The 26,538-nt window shown below is 72.6% G+C and carries 21 protein-coding genes; 14 read left to right on the top strand and 7 right to left on the bottom strand.

Going from position 1 to position 26,538, the window contains the following annotated elements:
• Positions 1-4: 4 nt before the first annotated feature.
• Positions 5-646: a TetR/AcrR family transcriptional regulator gene (locus VA596_RS22685; RefSeq protein ID WP_323329846.1), complete on the bottom strand. Its 642-nt coding sequence runs from the start codon at positions 644-646 to the stop codon at positions 5-7.
• A gap of 95 nt (positions 647-741) precedes the next feature.
• On the opposite strand from VA596_RS22685, the gene VA596_RS22680 reads away from it, so the two are divergent.
• From VA596_RS22680 to VA596_RS22670, 3 genes are read left to right on the top strand one after another with little or no spacing between them, the layout of a single operon-like run.
• Entirely contained in the window at positions 742-1,215 is a 474-nt protein-coding gene (locus tag VA596_RS22680; protein ID WP_323329845.1) for a DUF1579 family protein, read from the top strand.
• Entirely contained in the window at positions 1,212-2,258 is a 1,047-nt protein-coding gene (locus VA596_RS22675; RefSeq protein ID WP_323329844.1) for an LLM class flavin-dependent oxidoreductase, read from the top strand. Before VA596_RS22680 ends, VA596_RS22675 begins: the two co-directional genes overlap by 4 nt.
• Positions 2,255-2,890 carry an isochorismatase family protein gene (locus tag VA596_RS22670; RefSeq protein WP_323329843.1) on the top strand — a complete coding sequence of 212 codons (636 nt, stop codon included), beginning with the start codon at positions 2,255-2,257 and terminating at the stop codon, positions 2,888-2,890. Before VA596_RS22675 ends, VA596_RS22670 begins: the two co-directional genes overlap by 4 nt.
• Before the next feature lie 66 nt (positions 2,891-2,956).
• On the opposite strand, the gene VA596_RS22665 is transcribed toward VA596_RS22670, so the two are convergent.
• On the bottom strand, positions 2,957-3,217 hold the full coding sequence (locus VA596_RS22665; RefSeq protein ID WP_323329842.1) for a DUF3040 domain-containing protein: 261 nt from the start codon (positions 3,215-3,217) through the stop codon (positions 2,957-2,959).
• A gap of 142 nt (positions 3,218-3,359) precedes the next feature.
• The gene (locus VA596_RS22660) at positions 3,360-3,872 is read right to left on the bottom strand and encodes a VOC family protein (protein WP_323329841.1); all 513 of its coding nucleotides are present in this window, start codon (positions 3,870-3,872) and stop codon (positions 3,360-3,362) included.
• Between the two features lie 184 nt (positions 3,873-4,056).
• Between VA596_RS22660 and VA596_RS22655 the strand changes: the two genes are divergently transcribed.
• Positions 4,057-6,795, top strand: coding sequence for a glycosyl hydrolase family 65 protein (locus VA596_RS22655; RefSeq protein WP_323329840.1), 2,739 nt, complete (start codon positions 4,057-4,059; stop codon positions 6,793-6,795).
• Positions 6,796-6,981: 186 nt separating this feature from the next.
• On the opposite strand, the gene VA596_RS22650 is transcribed toward VA596_RS22655, so the two are convergent.
• Both VA596_RS22650 and VA596_RS22645 read right to left on the bottom strand, forming a co-directional pair.
• Entirely contained in the window at positions 6,982-7,728 is a 747-nt protein-coding gene (locus tag VA596_RS22650) for a GAF and ANTAR domain-containing protein (RefSeq protein WP_323329839.1), read from the bottom strand.
• A gap of 823 nt (positions 7,729-8,551) precedes the next feature.
• The gene (locus VA596_RS22645; protein WP_323329838.1) at positions 8,552-9,208 is read right to left on the bottom strand and encodes a hypothetical protein; all 657 of its coding nucleotides are present in this window, start codon (positions 9,206-9,208) and stop codon (positions 8,552-8,554) included.
• Between the two features lie 229 nt (positions 9,209-9,437).
• Between VA596_RS22645 and VA596_RS22640 the strand changes: the two genes are divergently transcribed.
• The 7 genes from VA596_RS22640 to VA596_RS22610 all read left to right on the top strand — a co-directional run bounded on the left by VA596_RS22640 (position 9,438) and on the right by VA596_RS22610 (position 21,366).
• Complete coding sequence (locus tag VA596_RS22640; protein WP_323329837.1) at positions 9,438-10,286, top strand: NTP transferase domain-containing protein; 849 nt, start codon at positions 9,438-9,440, stop codon at positions 10,284-10,286.
• A 32-nt stretch (positions 10,287-10,318) separates the two neighbouring features.
• Positions 10,319-12,124: an aldehyde ferredoxin oxidoreductase family protein gene (locus VA596_RS22635; RefSeq protein WP_323329836.1), complete on the top strand. Its 1,806-nt coding sequence runs from the start codon at positions 10,319-10,321 to the stop codon at positions 12,122-12,124.
• Between the two features lie 30 nt (positions 12,125-12,154).
• Positions 12,155-15,058, top strand: coding sequence for a formate dehydrogenase subunit alpha (gene fdhF / locus VA596_RS22630; protein ID WP_323329835.1), 2,904 nt, complete (start codon positions 12,155-12,157; stop codon positions 15,056-15,058).
• A complete protein-coding gene (locus VA596_RS22625) occupies positions 15,055-16,758 on the top strand; it encodes an NAD(P)H-dependent oxidoreductase subunit E (protein WP_323329834.1) in 1,704 nt (567 codons plus the stop codon). The genes fdhF and VA596_RS22625 overlap by 4 nt, the downstream gene beginning before the upstream one ends.
• Complete coding sequence (locus VA596_RS22620) at positions 16,755-17,975, top strand: molybdopterin molybdotransferase MoeA (RefSeq protein ID WP_323329833.1); 1,221 nt, start codon at positions 16,755-16,757, stop codon at positions 17,973-17,975. The genes VA596_RS22625 and VA596_RS22620 overlap by 4 nt, the downstream gene beginning before the upstream one ends.
• Positions 17,976-18,087: 112 nt before the next feature.
• Positions 18,088-20,007, top strand: coding sequence for a molybdopterin biosynthesis protein (locus VA596_RS22615; protein ID WP_323329832.1), 1,920 nt, complete (start codon positions 18,088-18,090; stop codon positions 20,005-20,007).
• Between the two features lie 120 nt (positions 20,008-20,127).
• Positions 20,128-21,366, top strand: coding sequence for an MFS transporter (locus tag VA596_RS22610; protein WP_323329831.1), 1,239 nt, complete (start codon positions 20,128-20,130; stop codon positions 21,364-21,366).
• Here the strand turns inward: VA596_RS22610 and VA596_RS22605 are convergent.
• A complete protein-coding gene (locus tag VA596_RS22605; protein WP_323329830.1) occupies positions 21,286-21,948 on the bottom strand; it encodes a TetR/AcrR family transcriptional regulator in 663 nt (220 codons plus the stop codon). The genes VA596_RS22610 and VA596_RS22605 overlap by 81 nt on opposite strands.
• Positions 21,949-22,332: 384 nt before the next feature.
• On the opposite strand from VA596_RS22605, the gene VA596_RS22600 reads away from it, so the two are divergent.
• The 3 genes from VA596_RS22600 to VA596_RS22590 all read left to right on the top strand — a co-directional run bounded on the left by VA596_RS22600 (position 22,333) and on the right by VA596_RS22590 (position 24,927).
• Complete coding sequence (locus VA596_RS22600) at positions 22,333-22,803, top strand: CAP domain-containing protein (RefSeq protein WP_323329829.1); 471 nt, start codon at positions 22,333-22,335, stop codon at positions 22,801-22,803.
• Between the two features lie 71 nt (positions 22,804-22,874).
• Positions 22,875-23,474 carry a DivIVA domain-containing protein gene (locus VA596_RS22595; protein ID WP_323329828.1) on the top strand — a complete coding sequence of 200 codons (600 nt, stop codon included), beginning with the start codon at positions 22,875-22,877 and terminating at the stop codon, positions 23,472-23,474.
• A gap of 40 nt (positions 23,475-23,514) precedes the next feature.
• Complete coding sequence (locus VA596_RS22590) at positions 23,515-24,927, top strand: tyrosine-protein kinase domain-containing protein (RefSeq protein ID WP_323329827.1); 1,413 nt, start codon at positions 23,515-23,517, stop codon at positions 24,925-24,927.
• A 225-nt stretch (positions 24,928-25,152) separates the two neighbouring features.
• Here VA596_RS22590 and VA596_RS22585 read toward each other — a convergent pair whose 3' ends face one another.
• Positions 25,153-26,523, bottom strand: a complete 1,371-nt coding sequence (locus tag VA596_RS22585) for a sugar transferase (RefSeq protein ID WP_323329826.1) — start codon at positions 26,521-26,523, stop codon at positions 25,153-25,155.
• Positions 26,524-26,538: the final 15 nt, after the last annotated feature.

Raw genomic sequence — 26,538 nt, 5'->3', positions numbered from 1 at the left:
TCATTCAGGCGGGCCGGCTGCTTTCCAGCGCGCGGTAAAGCTCCCGGGGTGGCGGCGGACCCGGCAGGGGGGCGGTGTTGCCGGCCGCGCACGCCTGCAGGAGGTAGCCGATGAGGCGGTCGGCTGCCGTGGCCAGGGCCGGGGTGCCGGCGCGGGTCACGCCGCCCGTGGCGAGCATGATCAACGGCAGGTCGTGCGGGGAGAAGTCCGGGCGCAGGCCGCCGGCCTTCTTGGCTCGGTTCACCAGGCGGATGAACTCGCGCAGGCCCCGCTGGCGCTGCGATTCGAGGGCCTCGACGCCGGGGAACATCGTCGTCAGCACCTGGCCGAACCCGCGGTCGCGCTGCGGGATGCGGCAGACGTACTCGATGAAGCCGCAGAACGCCCGCCACGGGTCCGGGTCGGCCGCCGCGGCCGCCGCGGTGTCCGCGTAAGCCGTCATCGCCGCGCCGAAGACGGCCGCGACCAGGTCTTCGCGCGCCGGGAAGTTGCGCGCCAGGGTCGCGATGCCGACTCCGGCGCGCCGGGCCACCTCGCTCATCGGCACGTCGATGCCGGCCTCGCCGAACACCTCGGCCGCGGCGTCCAGCAGGCGCTGGTGGTTGCGCGCCGCGTCCGCGCGGGGCCGCCGGGCACCGGGTGTCATGGCTCACTCACCTCGATCTGGAAGGGGTCTTCCGGATAGCGTACCGTAGGTGAAACGGAAGACCCCTTCCAGATTTTGCGACCTCGGGAGACGTCATGCAAACCCCTGTCCGGATGGACGAGCTCACCTTCTTCGTCGGCACCTGGCATGCCGAGGGCCGCTTCCACGAGACCCCCTTCGGGGCCGCCAAGCCGATCGAGATGACCCTCACCGGCAGCAGCGAGGACCGCGGCTTCTGGACCGTGCTGCGCACCGAGGAAACCGCCACCGAGCACAACCCCGACCCGCTGACCGCCCGCTACGTCTGGGGCTACGACGAGGCCGCGGGCGAGTTCGTGGCGGACTGGTACGACAGCAACGGCGGCCGGGCCCGCCAGCGCTCCGCCGGCTGGGACGGCGACCGGCTGGTGTTCCTCGGCACCATCACCCTGGGCGGGCACACCGTCCCGCTGCGCGACTCCTTCACCCGCACCGGACCCGACGGCTACCACCACCTCGGCGAGACCGACCTGGGTGACGGCTGGATCCCGGTCGACGACGAAACCGTCACGCGGGCGGGCCGGCGATGAGCGTCGAGATCGGCGTCGCCACGCTGGCCGACCGGCAGCCGCGGACGGTGGACGGCCGGGAGGTGACGGAAGCCGCCCGGCTGGCGCAGATCGTGGAGCTGGGGGTGCAGGCCGACGAGGAAGGCCTCGACGTCTTCGGCGTCGGCGAGCACCACAGCGGCGATTTCGCCGTGTCCTCGCCCGTGCCGGTGCTCTCGGCCGTGGCCGCGCGCACCTCCCGGATCCGGTTGACCAGCGGGGTGACGGTGCTCAGCGTGCACGACCCGGTCCGGGTGTACCAGGACTTCGCGACGCTGGACCTGCTCGGCGCCGGACGCGCGGAGATCACCGTCGGGCGCAGCGCCTACCCGGAACCCTTCGCGCTGTTCGGCGTGGACATCGCCGCATACGACGAGGTCTTCGTCGAGAAGCTGGAACTGCTGCTGCGGCTGCGCGACGAACCCGTGCTGTCCTGGCGCGGCCGGCACCGGCCACCGCTGGACCGGGCGGCCGTGGTGCCCCGCAGCGCGTCCCTCCCGATCTGGATCGGCGCGGGCGGCTCGCCCTCGAGCGTGGCGAGAGCCGGGGCGCTCGGGCTGCCCCTGATTCTCGGTTACCTGGGCGGAAATCCCGGCCACCTGGGGCACCTCGCCGACCTCTACCGGGCCGCGGGGGAGCGAGCCGGTCACGGCGACCGGCTCCGGGTCGGCGTCGCCGCGCACTACTTCGGCGCGGCTTCCGCGGAAGAGGCGGCCTCGACCTACCGCCACTACCACGACTTCATGCGGCCCAAGCGCCCCGGCGGGGGCGGATATGTCGTGTCGCAGCAGGACTTCACCGACGGCACCGGCCCGGACCGCCCGCTGATGATCGGCACGTCCGAGCACGTGACGGACAAGCTCGTGCGCCTGCACGACGTCGTGGGCTACGACCGCGTGCAGCTCCTCGCCGACTGGGGCGGGCTGCCGCCGGACCGGGTGCGCGAATCCGTGCACCGGCTCGGCAGCGAGATCGCCCCCGCCGTCCGCGCCGCCCTCGACCTCACCCGGAAGGAATCGGCATGAACCTCGAACCCCTGTCCCCGGACAACGCGACCGTCGTGCTCGTCGATTACGCCGTCGGATTCGCGAACCTCCTGCGCTCGCACGACTTGCGCGAGCACGTGAACAACGTCGTCGGCCTGGCCAAGACCGCGAAGCTCTACGGTGCCGGCCTGGTCGTCACCAACGGCGAGCCGTCGAAGCCGTCCGGGCCGCTCTACCCCGAGCTGCTCGCCGCGCTCGGCGACCAGCCGGTGATCGAGCGCGCGACCGCGTTCGACTCGTTCCTCGACCCCGCCTTCCGGGCCGCGGTCGAGGCCACCGGCCGCCGGCGGTTGCTGATCGGCGGGATCGCCACCGACGGGTGCGTCCTGCAGACGGCCTTGGGTGCGCTGCGCGCCGGCTACGAGACGTACGTGGTGGCCGACGCGACCGCCAGCACCGGCAAGGAGGCCCACGACACGGCGATCCAGCGCATGGTGCTCTCCGGCGTCGCCCCGGTCACGTGGTGGTCGATCGCCGCGGAGTTCCAGCTCGAGCCGCGGTTCGCCGACTCGCCGATCCGCTCGCAGCTGATGAGCGAGTTCCAGCCGGCGATGACCATGGGCGGCCGCACGTTCTTCGCCGGTGTCGCCCAAGGCCGTCGCGCTTCCTGACGAACCGGGCATCACCGGCGGAAGCGGCCGGCAGGGTGACGGCCGCGATCGGCGTGCCGACCGAGGTCACCCGTGAGGTGCGCGGGGCCGCCGGGAAAAGTACTCGATGGCGAGCACCCCGATCGTCACGATCCCCACGACCGTCAGGCTTCCGCTGCCCACGAGGACTCCCACGACGAGTGCGCACACTCCGGTGACCGCGAGCAGCACGAAGAACCACCGCCACCTGTCGGGCGGCCTGCGGAACCGGTCGGCGAGGGCGGGATCGGTGGCCGAGATCTCGGCTTCGATCCGCTCGAGCGCGCGGCGTTCGTCGTCGGGAAACATGGGCACCTCTCTCGCCGCGAAGGCGCGACGAAAAGGAATGCCCACCCACCGGAGTTTCTTCACCCAACCGGAGGTAAGTCACCCGAAGGTGTGACCCGCCCGGCAGTCCGGGGGAGCGCTGCGAGACGGTGCCGGACCCGGATCAGCCACCCTGGGTGAGGCCGAAGACCCAGGTGACGCCGAACCGGTCGGTGACCATCCCGTAGGCCGGCGCGAACGGCGCGGGGCCGAGGTCCGCGACCACGGTGCCGCCCTGGGACAGGCCGTGCCACAGCGGGGTCAGCTCGTCGAGGGAGTCGCCGTTGAGCAGCACGAAGAACGGCTCGGTGTGGGTGACTCCGCGGGCGCGCGGTGCGGCCGGGCCCGGCGGTGCCGCGATGCCTCCGGCCGGGTGGGTGCCGGTGGTGCCGAGGACGTCGTAGGCGGCGATGCGGAACCCGTTTTCGGCTACCACCATGCCGAAGGCGACGCGGTCGGCGTCGGGATCGTCCGCGGCCATCGGCACGTGGCCGGTGTCGCGGCCGTCGGCCGGGCCCTCGAGCCGGGCGCCGTGTTCCATGATCACGAGGTGGCCGCCGAACACGGATCGGTAGAACTCCAGCGCCGGCCGGGCGTTGCCGGTGAAGTTGAGGTGGGTGAGCGTGCCAACTGCCATGGGTCCTCCTGCGGTTCGTGCGAGCAACTGACCCGACTGTGCCCGTGATAGCGGTCAGGACGTGACCGCTATTGACGGCCGGCGGAGCTGATCACGAGGTCCGGCGTATTTACCAACCGTGACTCCGACGTATATGTTGTTGCCTGCAACATATTGGCGCCGGTCCCGAGGAGGTGCCGTTTCGATGACGAAACGCGGCTTGGTCAAGAGCAGGACCGGCTTCGGCGCGGTGCTGGGCTGCCTCCTCCTGGCCGCGACGGCGGTGCCGGCCGTGGCCGCGCCGGGGTCGCAGCCGGCCGGTGGCGGCGACGGCTGGGTGCTGAGCACGACCGACCCGGCGAAGAACTACTCGCCGACGTTCGTCGGCAACGGCTACCTCGGCGCGCGCGTGCCCGCGGAAGGTCACGGGTTCAGCAGCAAACCCATCGTCACGCAGTCCCAGCTCGCCGGCTTCTACGGCGCCCCCTCGGCCGGGCAGGAGGAACGCGCCGGGCTGCCGACCTGGACCACGCTCGGGTTCGGCCGCGGCGGCGACGTCTACGGGCTCGGCCAGTGGTCCTGCGGGTTCGGGCAGCTGTGCCCGGCCGCGTACGGGAAGGTCTCCGGGGGCGCGTTCGTCGAGAGCTCCCACCCCGGCTCCGTCGCCGGCGCGTACCTCGCCGGGCTGAACACCAACAACACCCCGACGGTCGGCGGCACCGGCGTCGTCCCGATCCGCGACGCGCCGGCCGGCCCGGCGACGCTGGCCGTGCGGTACGGCAACGGGAGCGGCAGCCCGCAGACCGTCCACATCGGAGTGAACGGCACGCTCCGGCAGCTGACCGTGCCCAGCCTGGCGAGCTGGGACGACTGGGCGGTGGTGAGCGTCCCGGTGACCCTGAACGCGGGCGCGAACACGCTCGAGGTCACCGTCGCCGAGGGGGACACGGCGCGGGTGAACGTCGACTACCTCGCCGTCCACCCGGACGGCACGCCGCTGCCGACGCAGGTCGCCCCCGCGACGGTCGGCACCACCACGCACTACCGGCAGGCGATCGACCTGCGCACCGGCGTGCTGACCACGTCGTTCGACTGGACCTCGCCCGCGGGCGACACGACCAGCTTCGACTACGAGGTCAACGCCAACCGCGCGGAGGGTCACCTCGGCACCGTGAGCGTGCGGGCCGTCCCGCACTGGAGCGGAACGGCCACCGCCGTCGACGCGTTCGACGGCCGGGGCCTGGACCACGCCTCGACGACGGACCCGCGGGTGGACGACCGGACCGCGACGCTGTCGCAAACCGTGGTGAGCGACGGGAAGCTCGTCACCGCCGGGCTGAGCTCCGTGCTGCGCGTCGACGAGAAGACGGTGCCCACCCGGGCGCTCGCCGACCCCGGTGACGGCGGCGCCGGTCAGCGCGCGGACTTCGCGGTCCGCGCCGGCGTGCCGGTGCGGATCACCAAGTACGTGGGCGTGGCGTCCAGTGTGGACACCGACCGGCCGCTCGCGGCCGCGACCCCGGCCCAGGCCGCGGCGAAGACCGCGAGTCGAGCCGCGGGGGACGGCTACCGGCGCGCGCTGGTGCGCAACAGCGATGCCTGGGCGCGGCTGTGGCAGTCGAGCATCTCGGTCCCCGGTGACACCACGATGACCGCGCAGGTCCACGCGTCGATGTTCTACCTGCTCGCGAGCGTGCGCGCCGGGGTCGTCTGGAGCGCCAGCCCGGGCGGGCTGTCCTCGGACGGCTACAGCGGGCACGTGTTCTGGGACATGGAAACGTGGATGTACCCGGCGTTGCTCGCGCAGTACCCCGACATCGCCGCCGACGCGAACACCTACCGGCAGCAGCGCCTGCCGGCCGCGCGGGCCGCCGCCGCGGCACTGTCCACTCCGGACCATCCGATCGCGGGCGCGAAGTTCCCGTGGCAGAGCGCGTTGTCCGGCAAGGAGACGACCCCGGACTGGTCACCGGACGGCAAGCAGGAAATCCACATCAACTCCGACATCGCCCTGGCGCAGTGGCAGTACTACGAAGTGACCGGCGACAAGACGTGGCTTCGGGACCAGGCGTGGCCGGTCCTGCAGGGCATCGCCGACTACTGGGCCACGCGCGCGGTGCCCGGCCCGGCCGGTGGGTACGTCATTAACGACGTCAAGGGCGCGGACGAATACCACGACAACGTCGACAACAGCGCCAGCACCAATGCCGGCGCGCAAGCCTCCCTGCGCATCGCGATCCGCGCCGCGGGCATCGTCGGCCGCCGCGCCGATCCGGCCTGGGGCAAGGTCGCCGACGGCCTGAAGATCCCGGTGGACGCGGGCGCGAACATCCACCCCGAGTTCGACGGGTACGCCGGGCAGACCGTCAAACAGGCCGACGTCACGCTGCTGCAGTACCCGTGGGCGGTGCCGATGTCACCCGGCGTGGCCCAGAACGACCTGGACTACTACAAGGCGCGCACGGATCCGGACGGCCCGTCCATGACGGACGCGATCGCCACCATCGCCGGCGCCGCGCTCGGGTCACCCGGCTGCGCCGTCTACACCTCGTTGCGCGACAGTGCCGATCCGTACCTGGCCGCTCCGTTCGACCAGTGGTACGAGACGCGCACCGGGGGAGCGTTCGACTTCACCACCGGCCAGGGCGGCTACCTGCAGGAGTTCCTCTACGGGTTCACCGGGCTGCGGTGGGGGACCGACTCGGTCACCGTCGACCCCTTCCTGCCGCCGCAGCTGCCGGGGGTGGACGTCACCGGGGTCAAGTGGCACGGCCGCACGTTCGACCTGTCGGTCGGACAGCGGACCACGACGCTGACCCTGCGCTCCGGCCCGCCGCTCCCGGTCAGCGTCGGCGGCGCCGGCGTGCGCCAGGTCCGGCCCGGCGCGGCCCTGCGGGTGCCCACCCGGCACCCGGCGGGTGACGCGGCGGACTGCGGCCCCTGACACCGGCTCTTTCGGCGTTGATCCGTGTTCAAAGATCGGGGCAGCTGGGTAATCGCGGCTGTGAGTCCCTCCGTGCTTGGCGGGATTCGTCGATGGCGTCGGTTCAGCAGTGAGCCGGCGCCATTGTCGGGTTCAGGCCGGCTCGGGCGTGGATGATCACCAGGTCGCTTCCGTGCAGATGGCCGCTCACGGCCGGTCCGGGGCGGCCAAGGCAGAGGTGACGAAGTCCTCGGCGACTTCGCGCAGCTTCACGTTCCGCTCCTGCGACGCCTTGACGAGCAGCTCGAAGGCGTCGTCGGCGGTGATGCGGTGCAGGGCCATCAAGATGCCCTTCGCCTGGTCGATCACCGCGCGCGAGGTCAGGGCCGTGGACAGCTGGGTCATGGTCTCGCGGGCCGCCTGGTTCCGGCGGGAGCTGCGCAGGGCACCTTCGGCGGCGGTCGTGTACAGCTCGAGTAGCGCCGCGTCGAGCGCACCGAAGCTGTTGCCGCCGGTGTCGTACAGGTTGAGTGAACCGTGATACCCGCGGTCGACGAACAGCGGTGCGGACAGGTAGCCGAGCACGGCGGACTCGGCCGCGGCCGCGGCGAACTCGGGCCACCGCCGGGCTGCCTCGGCGACCTTGACCCGCTGGAGCTCGCCGGTCCGGGCGGCTTCGAGGCAGGGGCCTTGCCCGGCGGTGTACTGGGCCTGGTCGATGCGGAGCGCGCTGTCCCCGGTGGCCGTCGCCGTATAGGGCGCGCCGTCGCGCAGCAGGGTGATGCTGGCCAGTTCCGCGTCCGGTACGGCGTGCACGACCTGCTGGCACACGCGTTGCAGGACCACGGACAGTTCCTCTTCGGCCTCGAAGGTGCCGGCCAGGCGATCGAGGGCGGTGGTGACGTCGTCCACGCGCCGCGCGGCGTCCCGCTCCTCGAGCAGGTTCTCGTCCATGGGGTGCTCCCTCGGTGTCGATGCGCTCGCCGTCGCGGGTGATCGGGCGTAACCCTAAGCGCCGCCGAGCGGTCCGGCAGAACCGTGGCGGGCTCGTTGCCGCAGGCGGTACCGGAGCGGAAGTCGTGGATCGGCACGCGGTGCCGGCCGCGTGCCGGGCCGGCCGGCTGCGGACGGTTCAGTCCGTGGCACGGAGTTCGGTGTTGAGGCGCCGGGCTTCGTGCAGCTGGGCTTGCCCGCGATCAGTTCGCCCAGTTCCCCGCCGGCGAGCAGTTCGCGGGACAGGTCGTCGCCAAACCGACACCCTGCGGCGGTGAGGGCGGCGAGCGGGTCGGTCTGCGGGGTCATCGGGCCTCCGTGTGAGCTGGTGCCGGGACGCGCACGGCGAAGACACCCGCCGGAGGTCCGGGGCGGGAACGCGATCGCCGTGGCCGGGTTCCCCCGGGCCGCCGGGTCAAACCGGAGCACGGAGCCACCGCGCCGCCGGCACGGAGACGCCACCGGTGTCCAGGTGGCGCTGGGTGTGCGCGGTTTCCGGATTTCGCCGGACACCCGGCAAGGGAGCCGAGGTCCTGAGCTGCACGAAGCGCGGAACAGATCGAATTGATCAGGATCCGCAGCTGAGCCGAGGTCGACAACCGATCGGCGGCGAGGACCGCGCGGCACCTGTGAGCCCGGCGCGGCCTGCGAGGAATTCCCGCAGGCCACGCCGGGCGGCGTGATCCGGCGTCGCCGGATCAGCAGCAGGCGACGGTCGTCGATGCGGTCCTTCGCGGTAGCCGGTGCGCGAGGGACCGCAGGGGAAATCGCTGCTTGCTGCCGCTCACTGTGTCGGTGCGCAGGCCGTTTCGCCCAGCACGACCCGGCCGGTGATGCCCGATGCCGGGAGGAACGTGATCTCCAGCATCGTCAGGCCGATGCTGCCGTCACCCGGGAGGGTCTGGGTGTTGAACACCGCGTTCGCCAGGACCGTTCCGTCACGCTTCTTGATCGGCGCCACGTAGCCGGCCGGCACCGGGCTGGGCGGGGCCGGGATGCCGGCCATGCCGCCGTAACTCCAGTTCGTGCTCGTCTGCGCCCGGCTCGCCGTGCACGTCACCGTGAACGTCGAGAGCTTGACGCGCGGGCCGCCCACGCTCATCAGTGCCGAAAGCTCGAACTTCTTGCCCGTCGCGGTCGACGTCGTGGTCGTGGCGCCGGTTTCGGGGTCGGTGACCGTCGTCGTGCAGGACGACGTGCCGCCGCCGAAGGTGATGCCTTCCTGCGATACCGGCTCGGCGGTGGCGCTGGTCGGGCCGTCGATCGAGCAGCGGCCCTGAGCCGGAATCGTGGACGTCGATCCCGCCGTCGTGAAATCGGCCGAGCCTATGTCCGCGAGACCGGCTTGCTGGTCGGCTCGTGCCGGTGCCGTCGTCGCCGCGAGTGCGGTCACCAGGAGCGCACCGGCGAGCCCGGCTCGCTGTGCGATGGTCGCGCGCATTCCACGCCCCTTTCAGCCGGGAGATCCGCCGGCCAGTGGTTCCTTCGGCGAGATCATCATGCGTGTGGCGCTTCGTTCCGGAGGCGTGAACGGGGACGATCATCCGCCCGTGCCGGGAGACTCACCCGGAAGGGTGGCGAACGTCTGCTGCCGGCGAACTGAAGACCGATGTCGAGACAACGAGCCAAGCCCGGACACATTGAGCCGGCGCGCGGATAGCATCAGCGGCATGCAGACCGCGGCCGGTGTTGTTCTCGCGGGTGGGCGCTCCACTCGCATGGGACAGGCGAAGGCCGACCTGGAGTGGCACGGCTCGACGCTGCTCTACCGCACCACGGCCCTGCTGTCCCGGACGCTCGACGGTCCCGTGGTCGTCGTGGCCGCGCCTGGGCAGGAGCTGCCCGACCTGCCGCGCGGCGTCCGCGTCGTGACCGATCCGGTGGAGGGCCTCGGGCCGATGCAGGGCCTCGCCGCGGGGTTCGCTGCGGTTGCGCACGAGGCGCCGGTGGCGTTCGCGTGCTCGGTGGACATGCCGTTCCTGCACCCGGCGTTCGTCCGCCGCGTGCTGCGCGGGCTGGCCGACACCGGCGCCGACATGCTCCTGCCCGTGGCCCGCGGGTTCCGGCAACCGCTGGCGGCGGCCTACCGGACCGAGCTGGCCGGGCTGATCACGAAACTGATCGGCGAGGGCGATCTGCGGCCCGGCATGCTGGCCAAGCACTGCACCGTCGTCCGGCTCGAAGACGAGCAGCTCCTCGACGACAGCGCCCTGAAGCGCGACGACCCCACGCTCGAATCCGTGGTGAACGTCAACACCCCGGAGGACTACGCGGCCGCGCGGGCCAGACCTCCGGCCGAGGTCACGGTCGAGTGCTTCGGTTCCCTGGCCCGCGGCGACGGCCATCGACCCCGGCAGGTCCCCGCGGCGACGCTCGGCGCGGCCGCCGAGGCGGCCGGGCTGACCCTGGACCGGCACATCGTGGCCGCGCTGAACGGCGACCAGGTGACCCGGGATCCGCTGCTCCCGCTGGTCGCCGGCGACGCCGTGGCGTTCCTGTCGGCCGACGCTGGGGGCTGACCCAGCCGGACAAGGCGCCTACAGTCGGCGGTATGGCGCCAGGTGGCTTCTTCGGGCGGGCGCTGATCGTGGAGATCAGCGGACGGGGCACGACCTCGAGCCCGCTCGAGCTGGACGACCGCGTGCTGCGCGCCTACCTCGGCGGGGTCGGGCTCGGCACCTGGCTGATGCACCGCCTCGCCCCGCCCGGTGTCGACCCGCTCGCGCCGGAAGCGCCGCTGGCCTTCGTGTTCTCCTCGCTCGTGGGCACCCCGCTGACGACGAGTGCGAAGTTCGCCGTCGTGGCGAAGTCGCCGTTGACCGGCCTGCTCACCGACGCGCTCGCGTCCAGCCAGTTCGCCATCGCCGGCAAGCTCACCGGGCACGACGCGCTCGTGCTGCGCGGGCGCGCCGACGAGCTGTCCGTGCTGCTGATCGACGGTGACGGCGCGCGGCTCGAACCCGCGCCGGAGCTGGCCGGCTTGTCCGCAGATCAGGCTGAGAAAGCCGCGCGAGCCCGGTACGGCCGGGGCTGGCGCACCGCGGCGATCGGGCCGGCGGGGGAGCGCGGCGTCCGGTACGCGACGGTCAGTCACGACGGCCGCCACGCCGGACGCGGCGGGCTCGGCGCGGTGCTCGGCGCCAAGAACGTCAAGGCCGTGCTCGTGCGCGCGGCGACCAAGGTGGCCGTCGCCGACCAGGCCGCGGTGCTCGCCGCCGCTCGCGATCTGCGCCAGCGCAGTTTCGGTCCGGCCACGGCGAAGTACCGCGAACTCGGCACCCTGGCGAACCTGCTGGCGTTCAACGCCGTCAACACCTTGCCGACGCGCAACTTCACCGCCGCGACGTTCGAAGCCGCGCCCCGGCTCGCCGCGGAGGAGCTGCACGAGATGCGGACCGTGGCGCGCAACAGCTGCGCGTCGTGCACCATCGGCTGCGAGCACATCTACTCCCGCAAGGGCGGCGGCAGCCAGCGGATGGAGTACGAGAACGTCTTCGCGCTCGGCCCGCTGTGCGGGGTCTCGGAGCCGGACGACGTGTTCGCGGCCAGCGCCAAGTGCGACGAACTCGGGCTGGACACCATCTCCGCCGGCGGCACCATCGCCTGGGCGATGGAGTGCGCCGAGCGCGGCCTCATCGACGCGCCCTGGCTGCGGTTCGGCGACGGCGCGGCGCTCCTGCGTGCCCTGGACGCCATCGGCGCCCGCACCCCGGGACTCGGAGAGCTGCTCGCGCAGGGCTCACGCCGGGCGGCCGCGGTCGTCGGGCAGGGATCGATCGACTTCGCGCCGCAGGTCAAGGGCCTGGAGCTGCCCGGCTACGAGCCGCGCACGCTGCAGTCGATGGCGCTCGGCCTCGCGGTCAACGCCCGCGGCGCCGACCACAACCGCTCCGGCGCCTACGAAGCCGATCTGTCCGGCGAGCTGGACCGGCTGGACGGCGGGGCCGCGCACGTGGCCGCCGCCATCGGTACCGAAGACCGCGCCGCGGTGATGGACTCGATGATCCTGTGCAAGTTCCTGCGCGGCGTCTTCACCGACCCGTTCACCGACTGGGCCGCGCTCCTGGCCTCCGTCACGGGCTGGGACATCGACGCCGAGGAGCTGCACACCGCCGCCCGCCGGATCGTGCGGGCCAAGCGCGCGTTCAACCTGCGCGAAGGCGCGACGGCCGCCGACGACACCCTGCCGCCGCGGATGCTCGAGACGCCGCTGGAGCTGACTTCGGGACGTCAGGCGACGCTGACCGCCGAGCGGCTGAACACGATGGTCTCGGGCTACTACGCCGCCCGCGGCCTCGATCCGTCCGGGAGGGTGGTCCAGAAAGACCTGGCGGATCTGCTGATCGATGTATTGTAGACGGTATACCGTTGCTGACGGAGGTCGACGATGACAGCTGTCGAGGAGTCCCGCACGTCCGTCCTGACCGTCACGGCCTCGATCGACGGCCGGTCGGTGACCGTGCCCGAGGGCACGACCATCTACAACGCGGCGAAACAGGCAGGCGTCGACATCCCGGTGCTGTGCCACGACGAGCGCTACGACCCGGTCGGCGTCTGCCGGATGTGCGTGGTCGACACCGGCGGGCGCGTGTTCGCCGCGGCCTGCGTGCGCCCGTGCGAAGACGGCATGGAGGTCAAGACGGCGACGCCGGAGCTGGAGCGCAACCGCGCGACGCTGACCGAGCTGCTGCTCTCCGACCAGCCGCCCCGGGCCGAAGACCCGAAACAGACCACCACCGGCGACAACCTGCTCCTGGACCTCGCCGACCGGTTCGACGTCGCCCGCGAGACCACGGATCTGCCGTGCGGGTCCGGCCGCGGCCACGACGCGTCGAACCCGGTCATCGAGGTCAACCACGACGCCTGCATCCTCTGCGACCGCTGCGTCCGGGCCTGCGACGACATCCAGGGCAACGACGTGATCGGCCGCTCCGGCAAGGGCTACTCGACCACGATCGCCTTCGACCTGAACGACCCGATGGGCGCCAGCTCGTGCGTCACCTGCGGCGAATGCGTCCAGGCCTGCCCGACCGGCGCGCTGACCAACAAGGCGATCAACAACATCCCGATCCGGCCGCGCGAGCAGCTCAACGCGGTCGACAGCGTCTGCCCGTACTGCGGTGTCGGCTGCGCGCTGACCTACTACGTGGACCGCGAACGGGACGCGATCGCGTTCGCCGAAGGCCGCGACCAGCCGGGTTCGAAGAGCCGGCTGTGCGTGAAAGGCCGCTACGGCTGGGATTACGCCGCTTCGCCGCAGCGGCTCACCGTGCCGCTCATCCGCGTCGACTCGTCGTACCCGAAGGGGCCGCTGTCGGCGGACGTGCGCGGTGACAACGACCACGACCGCGGACGCGGGGGAGGCGGCGGGAACCGCAGCGGGGGCAAGCGCGGCCGCGACGGCCGGCGCAAGCCCGGCGGGCTCGTCGACTACGACGAGGTCCTGCCGCACTTCCGCGAGGCGACCTGGGAAGAGGCCATGGACCTCGTCGCCCGCCGCCTGAAGGAGATCCACGCGACCGGCGGGCCGGGCGCGATCGCCGGGTTCGGCTCGGCGAAGTGCTCCAACGAGGAGGCCTACCTCTTCCAGAAGCTGATCCGCGCCGGCTTCGGCACCAACAACGTCGACCACTGCACCCGGCTGTGCCACGCCTCCTCCGTCGCGGCGCTGTTCGAGGGCGTCGGCTCCGGCGCCGTGTCGACCACCTACAGCGACGTCGTCAACGCCGACGTCGTGATCATCACCGGCTCGAACCCGACGGCGAACCACCCGGTCGCCAGCTCGTTCTTCAAGCAGGCCCGCCGCCGGGGTACGAAGATCGTCTACGTCGACCCGCGCGCCAGCACCGTGTCCGAGCACGCCGACTACCACTGCCAGGTCAAACCGGGCACGGACGTCGCGTTCTACAACGCGCTCATGCACGAGGTGATCCGCCTCGGCAAGATCGACCGCGAGTTCATCGCCGCCCGCGTCTCCAACTACGACGAGCTGGCCCGCACCGTCGCGGACTACCCGCCGGAGCGGGCGGCCCAGATCACCGGCGTGGACGCCGACCTCATCCGCGAAGTCGCCCGCGTCTGGGGCGAAGCGGGTTCGGCGGTCATCTACTGGGGGATGGGCATCTCCCAGCACACCACCGGTACCGACAACGCGCGCTGCCTGATCGCGCTGTGCTCGATCACCGGCAACGTCGGCCGCCCCGGCACCGGCCTGCATCCGTTGCGCGGGCAGAACAACGTCCAGGGCGCCTCCGACGCCGGGCTGATCCCGATGTTCTACCCGGACTACCAAGGCGTGGAAAAGGCCCGGGAGCGGTTCGAAAAGGCGTGGGGCACCAGCCTCGACCCGAACCGCGGCCTCACGGTCACCGAGATCATCGGCTCGGTCCTCAAGCCCGGCGGGGTCCGCGGGATGTACATGCTCGGGGAGAACCCGTTCCTGTCCGACCCGAACATCAACAAGGTCAGAAAAGCCTTGTCGGCGCTCGATTTCCTGGTGGTGCAGGACATCTTCCTCACCGAGACCGCCGAGTTCGCGGACGTGATCCTGCCCGCGTCGTCGTACCTGGAGAAGAACGGCAGCTACACCAACACCGACCGCCGGGTGCAGCTCGGCCGCAAGGTGATGGACCCGCCCGGCCAGGCGCGGGTGGACTGGGAGATCATCCAGGACCTCGCCCGGCGCATCGGCCTCGATTGGTCCTACACCCACCCCAGCGAGGTCTTCGACGAGATGGTCGCGCTCATGCCGTCGTACGCGAACCTGCGCCACGACAACCTCGGCCTCTCCGGAAAGCTGTACCCCAACGCCGATCCCGAGCATTCGGACGGCACGGTGGTGCTGTTCGACGAGCGGTTCAACACCGACGACGGCCTCGCGCACCTCGTCCCGGCGCAGTGGCTCCCGGCGAAGGAACTCCCGGACGCCGAGTACCCGCTGGTCCTCAACACCGGCCGGCTGCTGGAGCACTGGCACACCGGATCGATGACGCGCCGGTCGTTCGCGCTCGACACGATCTCGCCGATCGCCGAGGTGTACATGCACCCCAAGGACGCCGCCGACCGCGGGCTCGCCCACGGCGAACGGGTCCGCGTCCGCTCCCGCCGCGGCGAGATCGAGCTGCAGGTGCGCATCTCCCACCGCGAGCAGCAGGGCAACTGCTTCATCCCGTTCCACTTCCGGGAGGCGGCGGCGAACCTGCTGACGATCGACGCGATCGACCCGTACGGCAAGATCCCGGAGTTCAAGTTCTGCGCGATCCAGGTGGAAGCGCTGGGGGTCACGGAATGACCCTGAGCGCGAACCGCGTCCCCGGTGTCGAAGCGCGGGCCGGGAAGTTCCCCGGGCCGTCGCTGATCCCGGAGCTGAACGCCATCCAGGCCCGCCTCGGCTGGCTGCCGCGGGAGGAACTGGAGCAGCTGGCCCGCGAAACGCGGCGGCCGCGGTACGAGATCGAGGGCCTCATCTCGTTCTACCCGCACTTCCGCACCACTCCGCCGGCGAAGGTGTCTCTGCACGTTTGCCACGACCTGTCGTGCTGGCTGCGCTCGGCCGACGACCGCATCGCCGAGCTGCGCGAGCGCTACGGCGAGGACACCGACGTCGAGCTGGTCGAGGTCTCCTGCCTGGGCCGCTGCGACGTCGCCCCCGCAGCCGCCGTCAACGAGCGTCCGGCCCCGGTCACCGACGTCGACGCGCTCGTGACGGCCGCCCGGGACACCGGTGCCGGGGAAGCGGAAGCCGCGAGTCGCAACGAGCCGTGGCCGAACGACCCGTACCCGGTGGGAGCGGAGCGCTACGCGAGCCTGCGTGCGCTGCTGGCCGGCGACCTGGCCGCGGACGACGTCGTCGCGACGCTGGAGGCGTCCGGGCTGCGCGGCATGGGCGGCGCCGGGTTCCCGACCGGGCGCAAGTGGGGCCTGGTCGCCGGCGCCGAAGGCGACCTCAAGTACGCGATCTGCAACGCCGACGAGTCCGAGCCCGGCACGTTCAAGGACCGGCAGATCCTCGCCGACCAGCCGCACCTGGTGCTCGAAGGGCTGCTGCTGGGCATGGCGGTGATCGGCGCCGAGCTGGGCTGGGTGTTCATCCGGCACGAATACGGCCCGGAAGAACGGGTCCTGTGCGCGGAGATCGACGCGCTGCGCGAGGCCGGCGTCATCGGGCCCGACGCCTGCGGGAGCGGCCGCCGCCTCGAGCTGGACGTGTTCGTCTCACCCGGCGGCTACATCCTCGGGGAAGAGACCGCGCTGCTGGAATGCATGGAGGGCCACCGCGGGGAGCCGCGCAACAAGCCGCCGTTCCCCGGCGGCTACGGCTTGCACGGGCGGCCGACGCTGATCAACTCGGTCGAGACGTTCGCCGACGTCCCGGTGATCCTGCAGCGCGGCGCCGACTGGTGGGGCGAGCAGGGCAAGGGCGACTCGGTCGGCTGGAAGTTCTTCGCCGTCTCGGGCCACGTCGAGCACCCCGGGGTCTACTGCGTGCCGATGGGGACCACGGTTCGGGAGCTGATCGACCAGGCCGGGGGAGTGCTCGGGGGCGCGGCCGTCGAGGCGGTGCAGCCGGGCGGGGCGTCGTCCAACTTCATCGGCCCGGACCAGTTGGACCTCGCCCTGGACTTCGGCACGCTGGCCGAGGCCGGCACGATGCTCGGCTCCGGCGCCCTGGTGGTGCTGGCGGAGGGCACCGACCTGCTGGCCGCGTCGACGAACGTGCTGCGGTTCTTCCGCAACGAGTCCTGCGGCAAGTGCGTGCCGTGTCGCGTCGGCTCCACCAAGGCGCACACGCTGCTCCGCGGCGTACTCGACACTGGAACGTCCACATTGGACGAAACGCAGCGAGCGCGGATCCTGCAGCTGGAGGAGGCGATGCGCAAGACGTCCATCTGCGGGCTCGGGCAGGTCGCGCTGGGGCCGGTGGTGTCGGTGCTGGGCCTGGACAAGGGCGGCGCCGCGGCCCGCGAGCAGCCGCGGCAGCCGGATCGGTGAGCGGGCGGGAGTTCTTCACCGCGCGCACCGTCGCCGAGGCCCTCGCCGGGTTCCGCCCGGCCCACCGCACGCCGGTCGAGGACGTCCCCCTGGATGCCGCGCTGCACCGGGTGCCGGCCAGTGAAGTGGTTGCTCCGTCTCTACTTCCGGGGTTTCCTCGCTCTACTGTGGACGGATACGCCGTGCGAGCCGCCGACACCTACGGCGCGTCGGAGGGGTTGCCGAGCTACCTCGACCTGCTCGGCGCGGTGACGATGGGCGCGGCACCCACGGTCGCCGTCCGGGCCGGCGGCTGCGTTGCGATGCCCACGGGCGGGGTGCTGCCCGATGGCGCGGACGCGGTCGTGATGGTCGAGTACACCGCGGAGACGATGCCCGGCACCGTCGAGATCACCCGCCCGGTCGCCCCCGGCGGCGGCATGGTGCGCGCCGACGAGGACGTCGCGGCCGGCGCCGCCCTGGTCCCGGCCGGACGGCCGCTGCGGGCCCCGGACCTCGGCCTGCTCGCCGCCGCCGGGGTCACCACCGTCGCGGTGCACGCCCGGCCGCGCGTCGCGATCGTCTCCACCGGCGACGAGGTCGTCCCGCCCGACACCGTCGAGCTGCGGCCTGGTCAGGTCCGCGACGCCACGGCGTCCGCGCTCGCCGGGCTGGTCGCCGACGCCGGGGGCGAGCCGGTCTTCGCGGGCATCGTGAGCGACGAACCCGGCGCGCTGAAGAACCGGCTGTCGGAAGTCCTGCCGGACGCCGACCTCGTCGTCGTGTCGGCCGGTTCGTCGGTCGGCGCCCGCGACGAGACGGCAGGCGCGGTCGCCGCGATCGGTGACGTCTGGTGCCACGGGCTCGCCATCAAGCCCGGCAAGCCCACGCTGCTCGCCGACTGCGGCGGCATCCCGCTGGTCGGCCTGCCCGGCAACCCGCTGTCCGCGCTGGTGGTGTTCGGTCAGCTGGGCGTCCCGCTGCTGTGGCGCCTGGCGGGGTGCGAGTCGCCACCCCCGCCGCCCACGACGCGGGCCCGGCTGTCGCGCAACTTGGCGTCCGCCACGGGACGTCTGGACATCGTGCAGGTCACGGTCCGCGACGGCGTCGCCGAGCCACTGTTCGGCCCGTCGGCGCTGCTGTCGGTGCTGGTCCGAGCCGACGGTTACGTCGTGATCCCGGAGCCCGCGACCGGCCTGGACGCGGGCATGGAGGTCGAGGTGGTGTTGTACCGATGACGGCCGAGAGCCCGTTCGTTTCCGTTGTCCCCGCTGCGCAGGCTCTCGCCGCGTGGCGGGAGGCCCGGGCTTTGGCCGGGTGTCCGGCGTGGGTTGTGGTGGTGTTGTCCCGATGACGGCCGAGAGTCCGTTCGTTTCCGATGTCCCCGCTGTGCAGGCTCTCGCCGCGTGGCGGGAGGCGCGGGCTGTTGCGGGCTGTCCGGCGCGGGTCGAGGCGGTGCGGGTGCCGGTCGGTGACGCGGTCGGGCGGGTGACGGCCGAGCCGGTCTGGGCGACGCGGTCGTCGCCGGCGTTCGACTCCGCCGGCATGGACGGCATCGCGGTGCGGGCGGCCGACACCGTCGGGGCGGCCGAGACCACGCCGGTCCTGTTGGCTCCCGGCGGCTTCGAGGTCGTCGACACCGGCGACCCGCTCCCGCCCGGCTACGACGCCGTCGTCATGCGCGAGCACGTGCACCACACCGCCGACGGGTCGGCCGAGCTGCGCGCGGGGGTGCCGCCGTACCAGCACGTCCGCTCGATCGGCGAGGACATCAGCGCCGCCGAGCTGCTGCTGCCGCAGGGGCACCGGCTGCGGCCGGTCGACGTCGCCGCGTGCGCCGCGGCCGGCGCGACCACCCTGGCGGTCCGCCGGGCGCCGGTGGTGGCGATCGTGCCGACGGGCGACGAGATCCGCCCGATCGGTGCCGAGCTGGCGCCGGGGGACATCCTCGACACGAACTCGCTCATGCTCGCCGCGCAGGCCCGTGAAGCCGGCTGCGAGGCCCGTGTCACCGAGATCGTCCCCGACGATCCGGCCGCGATCGCCGCCATGGTGCGGACCGCGGCTGCCGACGCCGATCTCGTCCTGCTCATCGCGGGCTCCAGCGCGGGCCGCGACGACTACACCGCGCGGGTCGTCGCCGAGACGGGCTCGCTCGCCGTCCACGGCGTCGCCGTACGCCCAGGACATCCTGTCGTGCTGGGCACCGTCGGCGAAACCCCGATCGTCGGCGTCCCGGGCTATCCCGTGTCGGCCGCGCTGACCTTCGACATCTTCGCCGCGCCGCTGCTGGCCGAGCTCGAAGGCGCCGCCCCTCACGAACGGCCGTCGGCGGCCGCGCGGCTCGCGCGCAAGCTGCCGTCCGCGCTCGGCACGGACGACTGGGTCCGCGTCCGGCTCGGCCGCGTGCACGACCAGGTCGTCGCCACCCCGCTGCCGCGCGGCGCAGGCGTGCTGACCTCGCTGGTCCGCGCCGACGGGCTGCTCGTCGTCCCGGCCGGGCTCGAAGGTCACCACGCCGGCGAGGAGGTCCGCGTCGAGCTGCTGCGCGGGCTCGCCGACATCGGCCGCACGATCGTCGCGATCGGCTCGCACGACCTGGTCCTCGACCTCGCGGCGTCCGCGCTGCGTGCGACGGACCCGCTGATCACGCTGGCCTCGTCGAACGTCGGCTCGCTCGGCGGGCTCGTCGCGCTCCGCGACGGCTTGTGTCACATCGCCGGCTCCCACCTCCTCGACCCGGCGACGGGCGAGTACACGCTGTCCTATGTGGACAAGCTGTTCGGTCCGGACGTCGACGTCGCGGTGGTCCGGCTCGTCCACCGCGACCAGGGCCTCCTCGTGGCTTCGGGTAACCCGCTCGGGCTCACCGGCATCGGCGACCTCACCCGCCCGGGGCTGCGCTACGTGAACCGCCAGCGCGGCGCGGGCACCCGCGTCCTGCTCGACCACGAGCTGACCCGGCGCGGCATCGACCCGGCCGAGGTGCCCGGGTACGCCCGCGAGGAACACACCCACCTCGCCGTCGCCGCGGCGATCGCGGCGGGTCGCGCGGACACCGGCCTGGGCATCCTGGCCGCGGCGAGGGCGTTCGGCCTGGACTTCGTCCCGGTCGCCCAGGAGCCGTACGACCTCGTGCTCCGCACGCGGGACCTCGACAGCGCCCAGCTCCGCCCACTGTGGACACTGCTGGAGCAGCCGGACTTCCAGGCCGAGGTGGAGAAACTAGGCGGCTACTCCTGCGCGGAGACCGGCCGCCGAATCCGCTGAAACGCACTCCGCCCGGACCCTTCGTGCAGGCCGAGATTCTTCCATTGGAAGAATCTCGGGTGTAGGTTCTCGCCACCCCGGCCGATCGGGTTCGGTGTCGTGCGTGAGAGGGCGATGGAGATGAGTGAGCACCTTCCCGGCCCCCGCGTCGAGGCGGGCGAACCCGAGAGGGCGGAGAACACGGCGTTGCGGCTGGTGTGGTCCACCCCGCTGTACCTCCGGTCGACGGTCGCGTTGTTCCTGTCCGGACTGGGGTTCTCCGCCGCGGCACCGCAGATCGCGTCGTTCCTGGTCGGCGAGCTGCACGCCTCGCTCACGGTGGCGGGTCTCTACTACCTGACCAACCTCACCGCGCCGGTGGCGGGTTACCTGGTGGGGGCCCGCTCCGACCGCACCGGTGCGCGGCTGGGCCTGTTCCGGGTGTGCGCGGTCGTCGGGTTCGCCGGGTGGACGGCGATCGCCCTCGCGCCGCGGTTGTGGGTGCCGTTCGTGGTGAGTGCGGTCGTGCTCGGGTTCGCCGGCGCCGCGACGTCGCAGCTGTTCGCGGCCATTCACGACCAGGCGGCGCTGCGCCCGCGGCCGGCGAACGACGGGGTCGTGGCGATCGTGCGGATGGCGCTCACCGCGGGCTGGGTGGTCGGGCCGGTCGCGGGGTCGTTCCTGGCGGCCGTCGCCGGCTCCCGCGTGATGCTGTTCGCGACGGCGGTCGCGACCCTGGCGCAGCTGGTGCCGTTGGGCGCGCTGCGCGATCCGGGCGTACCCCACCCCGCTGCGGCAGAGCACGAGCCGCGCCCGGTCCGGCCCGGCGTGCGCGTGATGCTGCCGCTGCTCGGGTTCACGGGGCTCTACATCTGTGTCTACGCGGGCGAGTCGGTCAAGTACGCGTTCCTGCCGATCTACATGAACGACCGGCTGGGGTTCAGCCCGGCGCTCAGCGGTGCGGTCATCGGCATCCAGCCGTTGGTGGAGCTGGTCCTCATGCCCGTCGCGGTGGTCGTCGCCCGCCGGACGGGTGAGGTGCGCCTGATGGTGCTGGCCGCCGGGTTCGGGGTGGGGGCGAACCTCTGCTTCGCGCTGACCGGCACCGCGGCCGGGTTGTTCGCCGGGCAGGTCCTGATGGGCGGGGTCTGGGGCGTGTTCGCGACCTTGGGGATCATCGTCGCGCAGCGGCTGCTGCCCCAGGCGGTGGCGACCGCCTCGGCGATCTTCCTGAGTTCCACCGCGCTCAGCTCCGCACTGGGCGGGCTGGCCGGCGGCCTCGGCGCGGCCTGGATCGGGCTACCGCTGGTGTTCCTGGTCCCCGCCGGGTTCGCGCTGGCCGCCGTCCTCGGTCTCGCCGCCCTCGCGCGGGCGCGCTGACCCCAGCACCAGCCGTTCCAGCAGGCTCAGCACGCGGTGCACGTCCACCGCTTCGGGGTCGAGCAGCCACTGCACCTGCAGCCCGTCGGACGCGGCGACCAGCAGGGCCGCCGCATCGTCGGCGTCCACGTCGGTGCTCTGTCCCTCGCGCACCATCTCGGCCAGTTGTGCCCGTACGCGCCGGAACCGCTGCCACACGAAGTCCCGTACCGCCGGGTGCCGGTCGGGTTGCAGGGCGTCGGTCGTCAACGTCGCGTACAGCTCGACCAGGCCCGGGACCTCGCGGTTGCGCACCGCGCTGCGTTTCAGCACCGCGGTCGCCGAGTCGGCGTCTTCCTCGTCCTCGGCGGCCTCGTGGGCCTGGTAGACGGCGATCAGCAGGTCGTCCCGCGATGGGAAGTAGTACCGCAGCGCGGCGTGGGAAACCCCGATCGACTCCCCGATCGAGCGCAGCGAGGTCTCGACGCCGTCGCGGGCGAACAGCTCGATCGCCTTCGCCAGGACCTGCTCCCGCCGTTCCTCGGCTTTGCGATAGGACCGTGCTCGCCCGGGCTGGTCTCCGGCACCGTCCTCGTCACGCATGACCGGCATGGTAGTTCGGCGCCGGGCTCAGAGCCCCATCCGCCGCCGATCGTGGCCGACCTGCGCGCCACGACGAGCCGCTACCCGAAGGCGGTTCCGGGAGCTGTGGGAGACCCGGGCGTTGGCGGAGCACCAGCGGGCACAAGATCGTGGAACACCCCGCACCCGGGCAGCGAAGCCCAGGACAAGCTCGAGATGACACGACGTCCGGGTGATCCCGGCGCGGTTCACCGGTGTGGCGAAGGACGGCGTCCCGATCTCGTGAAATCCCGTGCGGCGGGCCACATCCGGTCAACCCGGACTCCCGGATCCGGTGGCTGCGGGTCACCCCGGTGATCTGTCCATCATGGACGGAAGGTTCAAGATCCGACCCGGGAGAAATCCATGCGCATCGGAACGATCGCCGTCGCCCTGACCGTGGCCGCCGCCGGAACGGTCGTCGCACCGGGGGAAGCGGACGCCGCCACCTCCTATCCGGTCCAGGTCCTGCAGGAGACGAACAAGTACCGCGCGCAGGCCGGGTGCCCCGCGCTCGTCGGCAACGGGCAGCTGACGGTGGCCGCGCAGGTGCACACCGACGAAATGGCGAAGTACCGGTACATGAGCCACACCGGCGTCGCCGGGGACAACCCCGACGACCGGATCGCCGGCGCCGGCTACCCGTGGAAGCGCTGGGGCGAGAACATCGCGGCCGGGCAACGGACTCCGCAGCAGGTCGTCACCTGGTGGATGAACAGCCCGCCGCACCGGGCGAACATCCTCAACTGCGCGTTCCGCGAGATCGGCATCTGGTACACCCTCGGCGGCGCGCGCACCTACTGGACCCAGGACTTCGGTTCCGCCGGCGGTGCCTGAGAAATTCATCCGAAGGTGCCATTGGCGCGTCCCGGTTTGCTGGCGGGCGCCGGGTTCACGACACTCCAAGCATGGCGGAAGACTCGATCACGGTGTCCGAACCGGCCGCGGACAGCTCCGTCCGGTTCGCCGTCGTCCTGCGCGGGTACGACCGCCACCAGGTCGACGAGTACGTCCAGGCGCTGCAGGAGCGCGTGGCGCGGTTCGCGGAAGGCGGTGTGCCGCAACCGCGGCCGCCGGCGGAACCGGCGGCCTCCGGGGTCGGCGCGCGCATCGAGAAGATCCTCGGCCTCGCCGAAGCCGAAGCCGCGGCGATCCGGGCCGCCGCCGAGGAGGACGCCGAGAAGATCCGCGCGGACGCCCGCGGTGCCGCCGCGGACGCCGAAGACGTCCGGCGGACCGCGGAAGCCGAGGTCCAGCGCGAGGCCCGGCTGATCGTCACCCGCGCGGAAGAAGAGGCGGCCGAAGTCCGGGCGCTGCACCGGGAGCTCTCCGCCGACCTCGACCGGATCGCCGACGCCGTCGCCGCGCTCCGGCGCCCGGCCGAGGCGAGCGAGCCGGAAGCGAGCACCGGCGACGCCGAGGAGCACGGCGAGCCGGCCGTCCCGAAGCCCGCCCGCCGGGTGACCCGCCGCGGTGGGGCGGCGGAACGCCGGGCCGGCCCGGCCTGACCCCGAACACACAGTCCGAGGTCCGGCCGGGAGGAGAAACGTGGAGCTCGCCGAATACCTGCGCGCCTTGCGAGCGCGGTGGCGCGCCGTGGTGGCCGGAATCCTGCTCGGGGTGTTGGCGGCCGTGGTGTTCCTGCTCTGCACCACCCCGCAGTACTCGGCCAACAGCCAGCTGTTCGTCTCCACCCGTCAGGGCGACGACGGCACCGAGCTGTACTCGGGTGGCAGTTTCGGCCAGCAGCGGGTCAAGTCCTACGCGCAGGTCGTCACCACCCCGCGGGTGCTCGACCCCGTGGTCCAGCAGCTGCGCCTGCCCGGCACCGCCGACGAGCTCGCCGCGCGGGTCACCGTCGCCGCGCCACTGGACACCGTGCTCGTCGACATCGCCGTGCGCGACGCCGACCCCGCCCGCGCCGCGGCCACCGCCGACGCGATCGGCGACTCGCTGATCCGGGTCGTGACGCAGCTCGAGAGCACCACCGGGCAGCGCTCCCCGGTCACCGTGAGCTTCGTGCGCCGCGCGAGCGTCCCGGTGGACGCGGTGTTCCCGTCGGTGCCGTTGAGTCTGGGAGTGGGCCTTCTGGCCGGGATCATCGCCGGGGTCGCGGGCGCGCTCGTCCGCCAGGCGGTGGACACCCGCGTCCGCGGCGAGGCGGACCTGCCGAAGAGCGACGCCGTCCTCGGCGAAATCCCGTTCGACCGCCAGGCCGAGCAGCTGCCGACCCTGCTGCGCAGCCAGCAGAGCGCCCGCGCGGAGGCGTTCCGCAAGCTGCGCACGAACCTGCAGTTCGTCTCCGCCGTCGGCGAGCTGCGCTCGGTCGTGGTGACCTCGGCCGTGCCCGCCGAGGGCAAGAGCACCACCGCGGTCAACCTCGCGCTCACCCTGGTCGACAGCGGGCTGCGGGTCGTCGTCGTGGACGCCGACCTCCGGCAGTCCCGGATCGCCCACTACCTGGGGCTGGTCGACGCGGTCGGGCTGACGACGGTGCTGCTGGACCGCATCGGCATCGACGAAGCGCTGCAGCGCTGGGGCGGCGACCTGCACGTGCTGACCGCGGGCGAGCTGCCGCCCAACCCGAGCGAGCTGCTCGGCTCGCCGGCGATGGACAAGGTGCTCAAGGACCTCGAGACCCGGTTCGACCTCGTCGTGATCGACTCCCCGCCGCTGCTGCCGGTGACGGACGCGGCGCTGCTGGCGAAGCGGGCGACGGGCGCGCTGCTGGTGACGGCGGTCGGCCGCACCCGCCGCGACCAGGTCGACCGGGCGGCGCGGGCCCTGAGCACGATCGGCGCGCGGCTGATCGGCATCATGCTGAACCGCGTCCCGGCCGGCTCGGCGGGCGCGGCCGGGCGGTACTACCGCTACCTGACCCCGCCGAAGCGGAGCCGGTTCACCCGCTGGCTGCCGGAGAAACGCCGCGACCTGCCACGGCGCCACGAGCCCGTCGGCTGATAGGCGCCGCGGCCGCGGCGGAGGACCCCGGCCGCCACAGGCGCACCGAGCCCGTCGGCTAGTGGGCGCCGCGGCCGCGGCGATGTGGTCCGCGGTCTCGTTGGCGTGTGAGATCCGGCGTGCAGATCACCGACCGGCCTCGGTCAACGCCGCGGCCCGTCGGCTGATGGGCGCCGCGGCCGCGGCGGAGGATCCCCGGCCGCCACCGCGCACCGGGCCCGTCGGCTAGTAGGCGCCGCGGCCGCCGGCCACCGCTCGTGCCGTCTTCCAGAGCACCGTCAGGTCGAGCGTGAACGACCAGTTCTCGACGTAGTACAGGTCCAGCTCGATCCCCTCCGCCCAGCCGAGGTCGGAGCGGCCGCTGATCTGCCACAGCCCGGTCATCCCCGGGGTGACGAGCAGCCGCCGTCGGACGTCGCGTTCGTAGTGGCGCAGTTCCTCCGGCAGCGGTGGGCGGGGCCCGACCAGGCTCATCCGGCCGGTCAGCACGTTGATCAGCTGGGGCAGCTCGTCCGCCGACAACCGGCGCAGGGAACGCCCGAGCCGCGTGACGCGCGGGTCGCGGCGGATCTTGAACAGCGGGCCGTCCGCTTCGTTGGCCGCGACCAGCTCCGCGCGCCGGCGGTCGGCGTCCGGGTGCATCGTGCGGAACTTCCACACCCGGAACACCTTGCCGTGGCGCCCGCAGCGGGCCTGCCGGTAGAAGACCGGCCCGCGGCTGTCCACCTTGACCGCCACCGCGATCGCCACCAGCACCGGGCTCAGCAGGAGCAGGGACAGCGCCGAGACCACGACGTCGAACAAGCGTTTCACCAGCCGGGTGGAGCCGGTGAACCGGGGCGCCTCGATGCACAGCAGCGGCAGCCCGGCCACCGGCCGCGTGTGCACCCGCGGCCCCGCGACCGCCATCACGCCCGGCACCACGACGAGCTGGGTGGGCGTCTGCTCGAGCAGCCAGCCCAGCCGGCGCAGCAGGTCCGGGCCGGCGTCGGGGCCGCCGGTGACGGCGATGGTGTCCGCCTCCAGCCGCCGCGCGGCGCGGACGATCGCGCGCGCCGTGTCGTCCGGGCAGCCGCCCGCCGGTCCGTGCCAGCTGCCGATCACGGCGTAGCCGGTGTAGGGGACCGACGACAGCGCGTCGGCCAGCCCCGACACCCGCGCGGTGTCCCCGACCAGGAACACCCGCGCCGACCAGGCGCCGGCGCACCGGCGCGCGTGCAGCCACTGCCGCCACAGCCAGCGGGAGAGCACCAGCCCGCCGACGCCGGCCGGGAACGCCGCGAGGAGGTAGCTGCGGACCGTCGGGTCGCGCAGCAGGTACGCCGCGATCGCCGCCAGGCCGAACAGCGTCACCGACGCCGACAGCACCCGTTTGTACTCCTCGTGCCCGATCCCGAGGACGTTCGCGTCCCGCGTGCCCGACACCACCAGGGCGAGCGACCAGAGCAGCGCGAACCCCAGCGGCACGGTGACGTCGCGCCACGGTGGGTGGCCGGGCGCGATCACCGGGACGAGGGTCACCGCCCAGCCGACGACGAGCGTGTCGGACGCGGCGAGGAACGTCCGATACCTTCTCCACCAAGGTTTTCCGGCCATCTACAGTGGACTTTC

Origin of the sequence: Amycolatopsis heterodermiae, assembly GCF_034929455.1 — a bacterium.
In the GTDB taxonomy this organism is placed as follows: domain Bacteria; phylum Actinomycetota; class Actinomycetes; order Mycobacteriales; family Pseudonocardiaceae; genus Amycolatopsis; species Amycolatopsis heterodermiae.
This window is presented reverse-complemented; position numbering and strand designations above follow the sequence as displayed.